This is a genomic window from Frigoribacterium sp. Leaf44 (genome assembly GCF_001421865.1).
Lineage (GTDB): Bacteria > Actinomycetota > Actinomycetes > Actinomycetales > Microbacteriaceae > Frigoribacterium.
This window is the reverse complement of record NZ_LMLG01000001.1, coordinates 1-12,811: the sequence shown is the minus strand read 5'-3', so window position 1 is coordinate 12,811 and position 12,811 is coordinate 1. Positions and strand designations below refer to the sequence as shown.

Here is a 12,811-nt window from a genome sequence, read left to right as displayed (position 1 = left end):
CCGTCATGGAGATCCGAGAGCTCACCTACTTCATGGCGGTCGCCGACGACCTCTCGTTCACGAAGGCCGCCGCGCGGTTGCAGATGAGCCAGCCGCCGCTCAGCCAGGCCATCTCGCGACTCGAGGCGAAGCTCGGCACGCGGTTGTTCGAGCGGCAGGCGCGGACGGCCCCCCGACTGACCCCGGCGGGCGAGCTCCTGAAGCGTGAGGGCAAGCGCATCCTGCACCAGATCGAGCAGACCGAGTCGCTGCTCGACTCGGTCGTGGCCGACGTCCAACCGCTGCGGGTGGGCAGCATCAGCTCGGTGCTCGCCGGCCTGCTGCCGACCGTGGTCCGGGCGTTCTCGGCGTCGCACCCGGGGGCCCGGGTGCTGGTCGAGGAGAGCGAGGAACAGGCGATCCTGTCCGACCTCGTCCGCGGGTCGGTCGACCTGGGCTTCACGCGCGTCCGGTCGATCGACGACCGGTTCGAGGTCGAGCAGCTGGCTCTCGAGCCGCTGGTCGTGGCCCTGCCCGACACCCACCGTCTGGCCGGCGAGACCTCGGTGCCCCTCGGCGAACTGTCCGAGGACGACTTCATCATGTTCAACCGCGAGGACGCACCCCAGGCCTACGACCGCATCGTCATGTCGTGCGTCCGCGCCGGGTTCAACCCCCGCATCCCCATCCACGCGGTCAACGACCTCTCGATGCTGAGCACGGTCGCCTGCGGCCTCGGCGTCTCGCTCATGCCCTACCTCTCGTCGTACATCCCGATCCCCGGCGTCCGTTTCGTCACGATCGCCGAAGACTGGGCGCGGACGGCCCTGTCGATGCTCTGGCTCTCCGGTCGACCGAACCCCATGACGACAGCCTTCACGGCGCAGATCCGGACCGAGCTCACCGTGATGCGCGACCGCGACCTGCGGGCCGGGCGCATCACCCTCGAGTTGATCGGCGGTTGAGCCGACGACGCGAGCACGACTTGGGGCACGTCGCGTCCCGTGTCAAGCCCGGTGCGCATCCTCCCCGGGCCGGAGAGGATGGAGCATCTCCTGCCAGTGCTTCACGGGCGGCACGGTCTCGTCACACGGGCGTGTCGGCGGAGAACGGTGCGACGAACGTCGCGTCGCGGGGCCGCGACCCGCCCTAGGGGTCGCGGCCCCTCACAGGCCTGCGGCCTAGTGTGACGACCAGTGCGCGCCCCGTCCGACCATCGTGTCTCCAGACCTCGGACACGACGAGACCGGGCGGACAACCGCTACCGAGAGATCAGAGGTCCATCCCATGCCCGTGACGACGCTGTACACACGTCAACAAGCCATCCGCCTGTCGCCCGAGAGCGACGTCGACGCCCTGAAGGGTCGGATCGTCGCCGCATGCGGCGGAGCGCCGGAATTCGTCGACGTCGAGACCGCGTCGGGCAGCCACGTGTCCGTCCTGGTCACCGGTCGGACCGAGATCTGGTTCGAGACGGTCGACCGTGTCGACGAGCCGTCGGCAGCGTCCGTCGCGGAGCTCCCCGACTTCGACTACTACGCCGCCGAGTCGGCGTAGTCGTCCGGCTCTCGTCGGATCTCGGCCAGGCTGAGCTGCGACGACGCAGTGATCAACACCTCGACGGCCTTCAAGGTGCCGGCCCCCTCGTTGACGGTCAGCCAGAACGGCTCACCGCCGGTCGCGGTCGCCAGGACGCGGGCCTTGAGGTCCTCGAACGACGTGTTCGACAGGGTGTACGCATGGCCGTCGTAGACGATGTCGATGCGGTTCATCAGGTGGCCTTATTGGTGGGCACGGAGGGCTCGGGCACGATCTGCAGACCCGCGTTCGTGTTGGCACTGACCTCGAGAGCGTGGAGCCACGCAGGGTTGATGGCCGGGCTGCGCGAGCCATAGTACTTGTACACCAGCGGGATGGTCGGGTGCAGCCAGATGCTCGTGCGGCCGTCTCCGACCTGCTGGTCGTCCTTCCACGAGAAGTAGAACGACTCACCGCGACGCATCTTCATGCCGATGACGATCTGGAGATGGGCGAGGGTCCGGTCGTCGAAATCGATGGTCAACGAGCGGTCGTAAGCGAGTTTTCCCATGTCTGGCCTTCTGCGAGAGCGGAGCGACCAGGGCCCAGACGGCCGCTCGACGCACTGGTCGATGGACGACCGATGCGACCAGACGCTACACGACAGCTGTCCCCCGACACGGACCCTTCTGCCCCGACAATCCTTTCTCACACAACTGACGTCAGGTCAACCCTCTTCACCAGAACGGGGGGTCTTCATAGATTGGAGACCGATCCCCGGGCCAGCGGAGATCGGTCACCCCGGGAGGAAGGTCGGTCATGAGCACCTACGAAACCAATCCGTTCGCTCGTCCCGCGGTGATCCACACGTACCCCAAGCCCGGCAACGCTCGAGCGCATCGAGTGAGCGTCGGCCCGACCGGCATCGACCGGAGCAGCAGTGCGTACCGGCTGCCCGCCTACGAGGACTTCTTCCTGCCCCGCCCCTCCCACGACGGCATGTCGTCGAGAGGAGGCACCTGGTGAAGCACATGACCTTCGCCGACAAGTCGTTCCTGCTCGGCGACGAGACCGCCGTCACGGTGCTCGAGTACGCCGCGGCGTTGGCCCACCACCACGACGCGGACGACATCGAGCTCGAGGCCATCAGCTCGGACGGCGACGAGGTGCGAGCCATCCTGTTGCTCGGCGGGGGTGCACCGCTGATGGCCGAGAGCGCCCACACCGAGTTGCCCGAGCCCGACAACGCCGACGCCCTCGCCTACATGAAGCGACGCCTCGACGCGTTGCGCCACGCACCGTCGGCCAACCCTCTGGACCCGGAGACGAACGTCGACAGCACGTACTCCGAACCCGACCTCACCCAGAGTTGATCGAGACCGGTCGACGCGCTTGCGCAGCCTCCTTCCCGACTCGCCGACCTCGAACACCTCGGTGAGCAACCCCGACCGGGAGACCCATCTCGTCGACGTCTTCACCACCCTGGCCGACACCCTCGTCGCCGACTACGACGTCGTCGAACTGCTGCAGACCCTGGTCGACACCACGGTCGACCTGTTGGACGTGAGCGCCGCGGGCATCCTGCTGGCCCAGGAAGACGGGGCGCTCGACGTCGTGGCCTCGACCAGCGAGGCGTCGTACCTGATCGAGGTCATGCAGCTGGACTCGGAAGAGGGCCCCTGCCTCGACTGCTACGTCACCGGCGCCTCCGTCAGCGTGCCCGACCTCGGCACCGTGCCCGACCGGTGGCTGCCGTTCGCCCGGGCCGCCTCCGAGCACGGCTTCGCCTCGGTGTTCGCCATCCCCCTCCGACTCAGGGCCGAGACGATCGGCACGCTCAACCTCCTGCGTCGAGAGACCGGCGATCTGAACCCCCGTGACATCCGCGCCGCGCAGGCGCTGGCGGACGTCGCTACGATCGGCATCCTGCACGAGCGCACGGTGCGCGAGGGCGACGTCGTGCAGAAACAGTTGCAGACCGCCCTCGGCACGCGCGTTGTCATCGAGCAGGCCAAGGGCGTCGTGTCCGAGACCCGGCGCGTCAGCACCGACGCCGCCTTCGACGTCCTCCGGCGCCATGCTCGTGACCACAACGCCCGCCTGGCCGACGTCGCTCGGGACGTCGTCGAGCGCCGCCTCGAACTCTGAACTCGAGCGCGAACCGGCCATGGCCGCCGGACCTGCGTAAACGAGGACGACCAACTGTGTCCAGCCCCTTTTCAGGGTGCCACGCGACTGCGATTCTGTTCACCGAACCCTTCGCGGGCCGGCCTGAACCCGGCTCGCGAGGGGTGGCCGATCGGTTCCCGAAGACCATCGGCAGTGAGTGCCCTCCGACGATCACGCGTTTCGACGGAGGGCACTCACCGTCAGACGGAGGCCCCCGCCCGCGCGACGTAGCCCTCGACGAGCCGCTCGCTGGCGGCCTCTGTGTCGGGCACCGTGGCGCGGTCGACCGTGAGCCAGGCGAGGGCCGCCTCGATCGCGCATCGTTCGTACCCGATTACCGCAGGACGGGGGACAAGTGCATCACGGTCTCATCACGGCGGACCCCGCGGACGATCCGATCCCCCACCCGGCCCGACCGTGCTGTCTACAGTCGACCGACCGCGCTCACCCGACGCGCGGCACCACTCGTCCCGGGGGAACCATGTCCAGATCACGCCGCCTCGGCGCCGCCACCGCCCTGCCCGCCGTCGCCTTGGCCGCGGTCCTCGTCCTCGCGCCCGCCACGGCCTTCGCCGCCGAGGGCGACCCCGTGGAGGTCGGCGCCACGACCGGCTCGGGCGCGACCCCGACCGTCGCGCCCACGGAGGCCGCGGTGACGCCGGCCACGACGGATGCCTCCGTCCCGTCGACCGGCACCGACGCGAGCGTCCCCTCCGACCAGGACGCGACCAGCGCCTCCGGGTCCGAGACGGCCCCCGTCGACACCGACGCACCCGTCGACGACCCGGCGCCGGCCGACGCCGCGCCGGTGGAGACCGCCGCTCCGGCCGAGGTGGCTCCTGCGGACGAGGCCCCGATCGCTTCGGAGCCGGTCGTCTTCGGCGACGACTTCGAGGCACACCCCGGTACCGTCCTCACGGTCCGTGCCGTGGGCTTCACGCCGGCGGACCCCGTCACCGTGACCGTCACCGGTGACGGCGTGCCGAGCGACGCCGACTGGGCCTCCGTCCCCCGGTTCCTGGTCTACGGCCTCGACGACGGCAGCGCGAGCACCTTCGTGAGCATCCCCGCGGACTTCCCCGTCGGGGGTGTCGTCACGGTCACCTTCTCGGACGCCCATGAGCTGACGGCCTCGGCCGACTTCGACGTGACGCCGTTCGCCGCGGCCCCCCACCTCGAGCCCCCGGTCGACGCGACCGCGGGCGTCGTGACGGTGAGCGGCGAGAACGCCGTCCCCGGTGGCTACGCCCTCGTCGAGCTCTACGACGCCGAGGACGCTCCGATCGACGACGAACCGACGCAGTTCGCCGCCGCGGCCGACGAGCCGGGCGACGAGGTCGAGCCCGTCCTCGTCGACGTCGACCCCGTGCCCTACGAGACGACCGGCGGAGCCGTGACCGTCGTCCCCGTCGACGCGACGGGCCGGTTCTCAGCGCGGTTCGTCCTGCCCGCGGGCGACTTCGCGGCCGACGCCCTGACCTTCGACGCCGACCAGACGACGTTCAGCGACTTCTCGAACACGGTCGTGTTCTCGGTCGCCCCGGCCGTGACCGTCCCCGCCGCGACGAACCCGGGCACGGTCGCCCCGGCCGCACTGCCGGTGCGTCCCGTCGCCGCCGCGACGCCCGCCCGCGCGACGTCGCTCGCCTACACCGGGTCGGAGCCCGCGGGCGCGCTGACCTGGGCCCTCGGTGCGGTCCTCGCCGGTGCGGGTGCCCTCGTCGCCGGGCGCTTGCGCCTGCGCCGCCGCTGAGCCGGGCCCGACTGATCCGCGGCCGTCACGCCGCCACGAAGTACACAGCCCGCCACGACATCTCGTGGCGGGCTGTTCACTTCGTGGCGGGTGGGTCGTGGCGGCCAGGTCGTGGCGGCCAGGTCGTGGCGGCCAGGTCGTGCGCACGTGCGCCAGGGCGCCGGAGCCTCAGGGCGCGGGCTCGCCCGCTGCGGGCGGGTCGCGGACGACCTGCTCGGCTCCGGCCTTGTCCAGCGTCCCCGGGAAGTTGAACCGCCCGAACGTCCCGGTGGGGTCGTGCGGGCTCACCGGGCGGGCGATCGAGGAGGCGCGGATCACCTCGATCAGCAGGTCACGTCGGGCGTCGTCGAGCGCGGGCGTCGACCGCTCCCTGAGCAGCACGGACGCCGTCGGCCCCCGACGTCGGCCGATCTTGAGCAACAGGCCGGCCCTGTCGCCGTCGCTCAGCCCCACGAGCTCGGCCCGTTCGACCTGGTCGAACGGCACGACGCGATGGCGGATGCGCAGTCGACGCCCCTCGAGGTCGATGGCGAAGGGGGCATTCAGCCACAGCACGACGTTCCACCCGATCGCGGCGGCGGTCGCCCAGAACACGAACGAGATCGGCACGGCGATCGGGCCGAACAGATCGACCAGCGACTCGCCGCCTCGAGAGAAGAAGGCTCCGGCCGTCCCGAAGATCACGATCGCCGGCAGGAAGACCCGCATCGCCCGCACCAGCACCCGCTGCTTCGGCTCGTCGTCGAACACGACCCAGGTCTCGTCGGACATGTCGTCACCGTACCGGTCGCGCGACTAGGCGAGCCGCGCCTCCAGACCGGCGCGCACGTCGGGCCACTCGCCGCGCACGATCGAGAAGTAGGCCGTGTCGCCCACGGTGCCGTCGGCGGCGATGCGGTGCGACCGGAGCACGCCCTCGGGCACGGCCCCCAGCCGGCGGATCGCCGCAGCGCTCCGCAGGTTGCGGGCGTCGCATCGCAGCGCGACCCGGTTGAGCCCGAGGGTGTCGAACGCGTGCGTGAGCAGCAGCAGCTTGGTGGCGGGGTTCGTCCGTCCTCCCCAGAAGGCGCGGCCGTACCAGGTGCTGCCGATCTCGACCCGCCCCTGCGCCACCGCGAGGTCGTACAACGTCGTCGTGCCCCGCACCTCGCCGTCGGCCTCGCCGCGCACCGTGAACGCGAGGGTCGTCGGGTTCGCGACCTGCGCCTCCACGTGCTCCGCGTAGGCCGCGACGCTCGCCGGACGCGACGTCACCATGCCCGCCCACAGCCCGTCGTCGGTCAGCGGCCAGAGAGCGGCCGCGTCCTCGACCCCGAGCGGTTCGAGCCGCACGCCGTGCCCCACCAGCGCGACGTCGTGGATCATCGGCCCTCACCTCGCGTGCTCATGCGCACGATCCTAGGGACCGTGGACGAGGAGGCGCGGCGCCGGTCCCCCGACACCGGTCCCGACGCCCCGCGCGCATCCGCTACGGTGATCGATCACAGCCCACGAACTGGGGGCCGCGGCACGACCCCACCGTGCCGCACCATCGTCTGACGCGTCCGACCCGACGGGCCCGCCCGAGGAGACACCCATGAGCACCCACAGCACCCCCACCCGCCTGCACGAGGACGACGTCGACGGCGTCGTCTGGGACACCGCCCAGGAGGCGCGACTCGCGTCCGCCCCCGCCCGCACCTCGACCGCGGCCGCGACCCTGCCCGCCCAGGGCCCCGCCGCCCTCTGACCCGGCGCCCGCGCGATCCGACCGACTACGGGCGGTCGGCGTCGTCCCGCTCGTCGACCCCGTCGAGCGGCGCGACCGGAGCCCCGGTCGCCACCGCACCGGCGGTCGCGGCCTCCGACGCCGTCCCGGCACCGCGCTTCGCGGCACGCCCCGTGCCACGCCCCTGCGCGGCCCGCTCGGCCGCCTCGAGCTGCTCGGCCTCGTCGCCCGACAGCGCTTCGCCGCGGGACACCATGCCGGCCACGTCGGAGAGCTTGATCTGCGGCAGGAAGAGCGACAGCACGAACGCCACCGCGATGAACGGGATGAGGTAGGCGAAGACCGGTGCCAGCGAGTCGGCGTAGGCCTCGACGACCAGGCGGCGGATCTGTTCGGGCAGCTGGTTCAGCGTCGCGGGGTCGAGCGTGGCCGTGGCCTGTGAGGCGTCGCCCGCCGAGGCCCCGGCACCCGTGAACACGTCCGTCAGGTTCGAGGTGAGCCGGCTCGTGAACAACGCGCCGAAGATCGCGACGCCGAGCGCGGCGCCCACCTCGCGGAAGTAGTTGTTCGTGCTCGTCGCCGTACCCACGTTCTGGGCGTCGACCGAGTTCTGCACCACGAGCACGACGACCTGCATGATCAGACCGAGGCCCGCGCCGAAGAGGAAGAGGAACACGCAGATCAGCCAGAGCGGGGTGTCGGCGGTCAGGGTCGTGAACAGGGCCATGGCGATGCCGGTCAGGATCGTGCCGACGACCGGGAAGACCTTGTACTTGCCGGTCTTCGTGATCAGGTTGCCCGACAGGATCGAGGTGCCGATCAGGCCGACCATCATGGGCAGCAGCAACAGGCCCGAGACCGCGGCCGAGGCGCCCGACGACATCTGCAGGAAGGTCGGCACGAACGCGATGGCCGAGAACATGCCGATGCCGAGCACGAAGCCGACGGCGGTGGCGAGCACGAACACCTTGTTGCGGAAGAACGACAGAGGGATGATCGGGTCGTCCGCGCGCGACTCGACGAGCACGAACAGCGACGCCGCGATCACGACGCCGGCGCCCCAGAGCCAGGTCTCGGGCGCACCCCAGCCGTGGTCGTCCTGACCGCCGAACTCGGTGAAGAAGATCAGGCAGGTGGTCGCCGCCGACAGCAGCACCACGCCGAGCACGTCGATGCGCTTGGTGGCCTTCTTGCTCGGCAGCGTCAGGGCGGCCCAGGTGATGGCGAACGCCGCGATGCCGACGGGGATGTTGATGTAGAACGCCCACTGCCAGGTGAGGTGGTCGACGAAGAAGCCGCCGAGCAGCGGCCCGCCGATGGCCGACAGGCCAAAGACCGCGCCGAGCGGGCCGAGGTACTTGCCGCGCTCGGAGGCCGGCACGATGTCGGCGATGATCGCCTGCGACAGGATCATCAGACCGCCGCCGCCGAGGCCCTGGATCGCGCGGAACACCACGAACATCCAGAAGTCGGTGGCGAAGGCGCAGCCGATGCTCGCGAGGGTGAAGATCGCGATCGCGACGAGGAAGAGGTTGCGACGACCCAGGACGTCGCCGAACTTGCCGTAGATCGGCATGACGATGGTCGTGGCGAGCAGGTACGCCGTGGTGATCCAGGCCTGGTGCTCGACGCCGCCGAGCTCGCCGACGATCGTCGGCATGGCCGTCGACACGATCGTCTGGTCGAGGCTCGACAGCAGCATGCCCGAGATGAGGGCGCCGAAGATGATCCAGATGCGTCTCTTCGTCAAGAGGAAGGGCGCGTCGGCCTTCGCTGCGGTGGTGGTCGTCATGGCTGGGTCACAGCGCCTTTCGGTCGTGGTCGGCAGGGTGGGTCGGGGCGGGCGGAGAGACGGGGCCACGAGGCGCGGCGGCGCCGAGGAGCTCGCGGGCGATCACGAGCTGGTCGGCGAGGACGGCGTCGAAGCGCTCGTCGTCCCGCCCCTCGGCGGAGAAGAACCGTTCGAAGGCCCGCTGGACGAGCCCGGTGAGCAGGGTCACCGCGACGTCGATGCGGGGATCGCCCACGTCGAGCCCCTCGTGTGCGGCGACGGCCGAGACGACGCGTCGCCGCTGCTCGTCGCCCTGCCGCATCATGGCGCCGAACAGGCGGGGCTCGCGGTCGAGTGCGGCCTTGAAGTGCGCGGCCTGCCCGCGGGTGAGGCCGACGTTCTCGACACGCTCGACGACGAGCGCGCCCAGGTCGTCGAAGACGGTGGACAAGGGCGGGAGGCGCGGGTCGCGTCGCGAGGACGAGTACCCGTCGAGGGCCTCGTCGTCGTCGTCGAGCGCGACGCCGACGACGACGTCGTCCTTCGACGCGAAGTGGTTGAAGAACGTGCGACGCGAGATGCCGACCGAGGCGCAGAGCTCCTCGATGGTGAAGCCGGCCAGTCCGTGCTCGGCCGTCAACCGCCGGGCGGCGGCGGTCAACTCGAAGCGGGTGCGCAGTCGACGCTGGGCCGTCTTGCCGGCGGTCGTGGCCATCGCGCGCCTCCTGGTCTCGTCGCTCTCGTGATCGGCGACGTCGCCGGGGCCTCGCGGCCGAAGACGATGATTGCACTTTCACGCCGGGAGTGCAATCGCGCATCCTGTGAACCCCCCTGCCCGGCGAGCCGGCTGGGGGCTACGCGGCAGAAGCATCCGCGTCCCCTGAGAACGCCGCCGTCGGACGTCAGGTGTTGCCTACGCTGAGCAGATGAGTGCACCGAGAGCCCGCCGCGTCTGCCTGTCGGTCGCCGGTTTCGCCCTCGTGGCGATCGGCCTGGCCGTCTTGGCGTTCACCTTCGACTGGGACGCCCCCACGATGTTCGGCCTGCCCGCCGGACTCGCCGGCTTCTCGCTGATGGTCGCGGGTGCGATCGTCGCCGAGGTCGGCTTCCGCGGAGCGGTCAAGGCGCGGAGGCGCGAGGTCGCGACGCGTCGGCGCTCCCACGTCACCGACCTCGAGCGCACCTCGTAGCGGTCGCCGTCAGACGGTCAGCCACTTGATCGCCGGGTAGAGCACCCGGGCGATCTTGCGGGGGCACGGGAACGACGTCTGCGTGCCGTCTCGCTCGTTGAGCGTGATGACCGGCCGATCCGCGACCGTCGAGTAGTCGACGGTCTCGAGGGAACCGGCGGGGATCTCGTGCGTGGTGGGGCGGCCGGCGGTGTCGCGGAGGAAGTAGACGAGACGGTCGTCGTGCACCTGCATGCCGTGCTGCGCACCGCCTGCCGTCCAGGTCACCGAGAGTCTCACGAGCCGACCCTAGCGGGTCGCCGGGCCGCGAGGGCCGGAGCGTCGTCCACCAGCGTCCCCCCAGGAGGCGCGACGTCGGTCGTCCTCACGGCGTCGCGACCCCGAGGGCGTCCCCCAGGTCGCGGAAGACCGCCTCGGCGACGGGCCGGCGGGACGCGGACAGCGCCTCCCGCACGACTCGCCCGTAGAGGATGCCGGCCTCGTCCACGCCGCTCGACCCCTGGGCGGTGAGCGCCAGGACGAAGCTGCGGCGGTCGGTCGGGTGCTGGAGTCGGACGACGAGACCGGCGGCCTCGAGACGGTCGGCGAGGGCCGTCATGGCACCCGACGAGAGCCCCAGGGCTTCACCGACCTTCTTGGGCGGGGTGTCGCCGTGCACCGAGAGGTGCACCAGGGCGAGGTAGTCCGTCGCCCCCACGCCCATGCCCTTGGCCATCCGGTCGTTGACGGAGGCGATCCGGGACTGCAGGTGTTGCAGCGCGACGAGCACGGCCGTCACGTCGTCGGTCCGTGGCTCGGGACGGGTGTCGGCACGGGTGTCGGCACGGGGCGCGACGGTCGTCTGCGCATCGGGGGCGGGGGTCATCGGGTCTCCGGGAGGGATCGGATCGGGCGCGGCGCTCGTCTCTCGGCCCGGGGTTCGGGTCTCGTCCGACGACTGCACGACACATGTCGCTTATCGGGCAAGCAACTCGATCACCAAGTAGTTAGATGATCGTACCATCCGTGTACGGGCCCCGGAAGGCCCCCGCTCGCGGGTCGTTCGTCGATGCATCCGGTGCACGATCCGTCTCGTGAGGCGAGTAAACTCGCGGCGGACTCGGCGCCAGGGTCCGGCCAACCGGGGTCGACGACGATCCGACGACACGATCGACACCGCAGGAGCAACCCCATGACCGCAGACCCCCGCCCCCACGTCGTCATCGTCGGCGGCGGCTTCGCCGGCATCGCGGCGATGAGGTCCCTGCGAGACGCCGACGTCCGCATCACCCTGATCGACCGCCACGTCTACAACATGTTCCAGCCGCTCATGTACCAGGTCGCCACCGGTGGCCTCAACGCGGGCGACGTCACCTACTTCCTCCGCAGCCTGAGGTCCAAGCAGTCGAACGCCGAGTTCCGCCACGGGCTGCTCACCACGATCCGCGCCGACGAGCGCATCATCACCCTGCGCGACGGCGAGGAGATCGCCTACGACGCCCTGGTCCTCGCCAACGGCGTCAACACCAGCTACTTCGGCACCAAGGGCGCCTACGAATACGCCTACTCGATGTACTCCCGGTCACAGGCGCTGCGCATCCGCGACGAGCTCTTCACGCAGCTCGAGAACGCCGCGGCCTCGGTGGGCAGCGGCGAGGTGCGCGTCGTCATCGTCGGTGGCGGCGCCACGGGCGTCGAGATGGCCGGCGCGCTGGCCGAACTGCGCGACCAGGCCTTGAAGGACGCCTACCCCGAGATCGACGCGTCGAGCATCACGATCACCCTCGTGCACCGCAGCGGCGAACTGCTCAAGCCCTTCTCCCCCCGTCTGCGCAAGTACGCCGCCAAGGTGCTGCGCAAGCGCGGCGTCGACCTGCGGCTCGACACGGGTGTCGAAGAGGTCCGTCCCGACGGCGTCGTCGCCGCCGACGGCGAGTTCATCCCGGCCGAGCTCGTCATCTGGGCCACCGGCGTCGCGGCCCACGCCGAGGTCGCCTCATGGGGCGTGCCGCAGACCCACGGCGGACGCATCCAGGTCGACGACGACCTCACGGTCAAGGGCTTCGACTGCATCTTCGCCGCGGGTGACATCGCCGCCACCGACGACGCCCTCGCTCAGCTCGCCCAGCCGGCGATCCAGGGCGGCGAGCACATCGGCGAACAGATCGTCCGCCTGCTCGCCGGCAAGAAGCTCGTGCCGTTCAAGTACCACGACAAGGGCACCATGGCCACGGTGGGCACGAACGCCGCCGTGGTGCAGTTGCCCAACGGCTTCACGCTGACCGGCCCGGTCGCCTGGCTGCTGTGGGTGTTCGTCCACATCACGAGCCTGCTCGGGAACGGCAACCGACTCTCGACCCTGACGCACTTCTTCGTGCGCTACCTCTGGGCACTCCGCAAGCGGGCCATCCCCATCGTGGGCGACGTCCGGCCGGTCCGGCCGAACGGTGACCGGGCGCCCGAGAAGTGGCAGACCGAGAAAGCCGAGTAGCGGCCAGCCGCTGAGCACCGACGGCGCGGTCCTGCCGGCCCGCGCCTCCGCGCCTCGCGCCTCCCCGCCGCACGCCGGAGCACGAAGAACCCCGTTCCGAACCATGAACCCAGAAGAAACGGGGTGCATGGTTCGGAACGGGGTTCGAGGCTGATCCAGTACGTACCGGATCACGCCGTAGTTCGGGTGTTACTCCGTGGCGGCGGTGATCTTCGCGACGCCGACGAGCATCTCGTCCTGGACGGCGTCGGTC

General features: G+C 70.6%; 17 protein-coding genes. 9 read left to right on the top strand and 8 right to left on the bottom strand.

Going from position 1 to position 12,811, the window contains the following annotated elements:
* Positions 1–5 precede the first annotated feature (5 nt).
* Both ASE87_RS00075 and ASE87_RS00070 read left to right on the top strand, forming a co-directional pair.
* Positions 6–944: a LysR family transcriptional regulator gene (locus tag ASE87_RS00075; RefSeq protein WP_056224878.1), complete on the top strand. Its 939-nt coding sequence runs from the start codon at positions 6–8 to the stop codon at positions 942–944.
* 322 nt (positions 945–1,266) lie between these two features.
* Positions 1,267–1,536 carry a hypothetical protein gene (locus tag ASE87_RS00070; protein WP_056224875.1) on the top strand — a complete coding sequence of 90 codons (270 nt, stop codon included), beginning with the start codon at positions 1,267–1,269 and terminating at the stop codon, positions 1,534–1,536.
* Here ASE87_RS00070 and ASE87_RS00065 read toward each other — a convergent pair.
* Positions 1,515–1,751 carry a hypothetical protein gene (locus ASE87_RS00065; RefSeq protein ID WP_056224872.1) on the bottom strand — a complete coding sequence of 79 codons (237 nt, stop codon included), beginning with the start codon at positions 1,749–1,751 and terminating at the stop codon, positions 1,515–1,517. The genes ASE87_RS00070 and ASE87_RS00065 overlap by 22 nt on opposite strands.
* Positions 1,751–2,068, bottom strand: a complete 318-nt coding sequence (locus ASE87_RS00060; RefSeq protein ID WP_056224869.1) for a hypothetical protein — start codon at positions 2,066–2,068, stop codon at positions 1,751–1,753. Before ASE87_RS00060 ends, ASE87_RS00065 begins: the two co-directional genes overlap by 1 nt.
* A gap of 248 nt (positions 2,069–2,316) precedes the next feature.
* Between ASE87_RS00060 and ASE87_RS15940 the strand changes: the two genes are divergently transcribed.
* The 4 genes from ASE87_RS15940 (at position 2,317) to ASE87_RS00045 (ending at position 5,419) form a co-directional block, all read left to right on the top strand.
* Positions 2,317–2,523 carry a hypothetical protein gene (locus tag ASE87_RS15940; RefSeq protein ID WP_157489612.1) on the top strand — a complete coding sequence of 69 codons (207 nt, stop codon included), beginning with the start codon at positions 2,317–2,319 and terminating at the stop codon, positions 2,521–2,523.
* Complete coding sequence (locus tag ASE87_RS00055; protein ID WP_056224866.1) at positions 2,520–2,870, top strand: hypothetical protein; 351 nt, start codon at positions 2,520–2,522, stop codon at positions 2,868–2,870. The genes ASE87_RS15940 and ASE87_RS00055 overlap by 4 nt, the downstream gene beginning before the upstream one ends.
* 61 nt (positions 2,871–2,931) lie before the next feature.
* A complete protein-coding gene (locus ASE87_RS00050) occupies positions 2,932–3,645 on the top strand; it encodes a GAF and ANTAR domain-containing protein (protein WP_056226670.1) in 714 nt (237 codons plus the stop codon).
* Positions 3,646–4,147: 502 nt separating this feature from the next.
* A complete protein-coding gene (locus ASE87_RS00045; protein ID WP_056224864.1) occupies positions 4,148–5,419 on the top strand; it encodes a hypothetical protein in 1,272 nt (423 codons plus the stop codon).
* Positions 5,420–5,587: 168 nt separating this feature from the next.
* On the opposite strand, the gene ASE87_RS00040 is transcribed toward ASE87_RS00045, so the two are convergent.
* Both ASE87_RS00040 and ASE87_RS00035 read right to left on the bottom strand, forming a co-directional pair.
* On the bottom strand, positions 5,588–6,190 hold the full coding sequence (locus tag ASE87_RS00040; RefSeq protein ID WP_056224862.1) for a hypothetical protein: 603 nt from the start codon (positions 6,188–6,190) through the stop codon (positions 5,588–5,590).
* Positions 6,191–6,214: 24 nt separating this feature from the next.
* Positions 6,215–6,784, bottom strand: a complete 570-nt coding sequence (locus tag ASE87_RS00035) for a GNAT family N-acetyltransferase (RefSeq protein WP_056224859.1) — start codon at positions 6,782–6,784, stop codon at positions 6,215–6,217.
* A 211-nt stretch (positions 6,785–6,995) separates the two neighbouring features.
* Between ASE87_RS00035 and ASE87_RS15935 the strand changes: the two genes are divergently transcribed.
* Positions 6,996–7,148, top strand: coding sequence for a hypothetical protein (locus ASE87_RS15935; RefSeq protein ID WP_157489611.1), 153 nt, complete (start codon positions 6,996–6,998; stop codon positions 7,146–7,148).
* A 25-nt stretch (positions 7,149–7,173) separates the two neighbouring features.
* Here the strand turns inward: ASE87_RS15935 and ASE87_RS00030 are convergent, their stop codons facing one another.
* Positions 7,174–8,919 (bottom strand): MDR family MFS transporter, encoded by a 1,746-nt coding sequence (locus ASE87_RS00030; protein WP_056224857.1) that lies wholly within the window; start codon positions 8,917–8,919, stop codon positions 7,174–7,176.
* A gap of 7 nt (positions 8,920–8,926) precedes the next feature.
* Positions 8,927–9,613 carry a TetR/AcrR family transcriptional regulator gene (locus tag ASE87_RS00025; protein WP_052505369.1) on the bottom strand — a complete coding sequence of 229 codons (687 nt, stop codon included), beginning with the start codon at positions 9,611–9,613 and terminating at the stop codon, positions 8,927–8,929.
* Between the two features lie 211 nt (positions 9,614–9,824).
* Here ASE87_RS00025 and ASE87_RS00020 point away from each other — a divergent pair, with 211 nt between their 5' ends.
* Positions 9,825–10,088 (top strand): hypothetical protein, encoded by a 264-nt coding sequence (locus ASE87_RS00020; RefSeq protein ID WP_043596283.1) that lies wholly within the window; start codon positions 9,825–9,827, stop codon positions 10,086–10,088.
* Positions 10,089–10,097: 9 nt separating this feature from the next.
* Here ASE87_RS00020 and ASE87_RS00015 read toward each other — a convergent pair whose 3' ends face one another.
* Together ASE87_RS00015 and ASE87_RS00010 are read right to left on the bottom strand one after the other, a co-directional pair.
* Complete coding sequence (locus ASE87_RS00015; RefSeq protein WP_157489610.1) at positions 10,098–10,367, bottom strand: hypothetical protein; 270 nt, start codon at positions 10,365–10,367, stop codon at positions 10,098–10,100.
* Between the two features lie 85 nt (positions 10,368–10,452).
* Entirely contained in the window at positions 10,453–10,953 is a 501-nt protein-coding gene (locus tag ASE87_RS00010; protein WP_157489609.1) for a MarR family winged helix-turn-helix transcriptional regulator, read from the bottom strand.
* A 306-nt stretch (positions 10,954–11,259) separates the two neighbouring features.
* Between ASE87_RS00010 and ASE87_RS00005 the strand changes: the two genes are divergently transcribed.
* Complete coding sequence (locus tag ASE87_RS00005; protein ID WP_043596286.1) at positions 11,260–12,558, top strand: NAD(P)/FAD-dependent oxidoreductase; 1,299 nt, start codon at positions 11,260–11,262, stop codon at positions 12,556–12,558.
* Positions 12,559–12,811 lie beyond the last annotated feature (253 nt).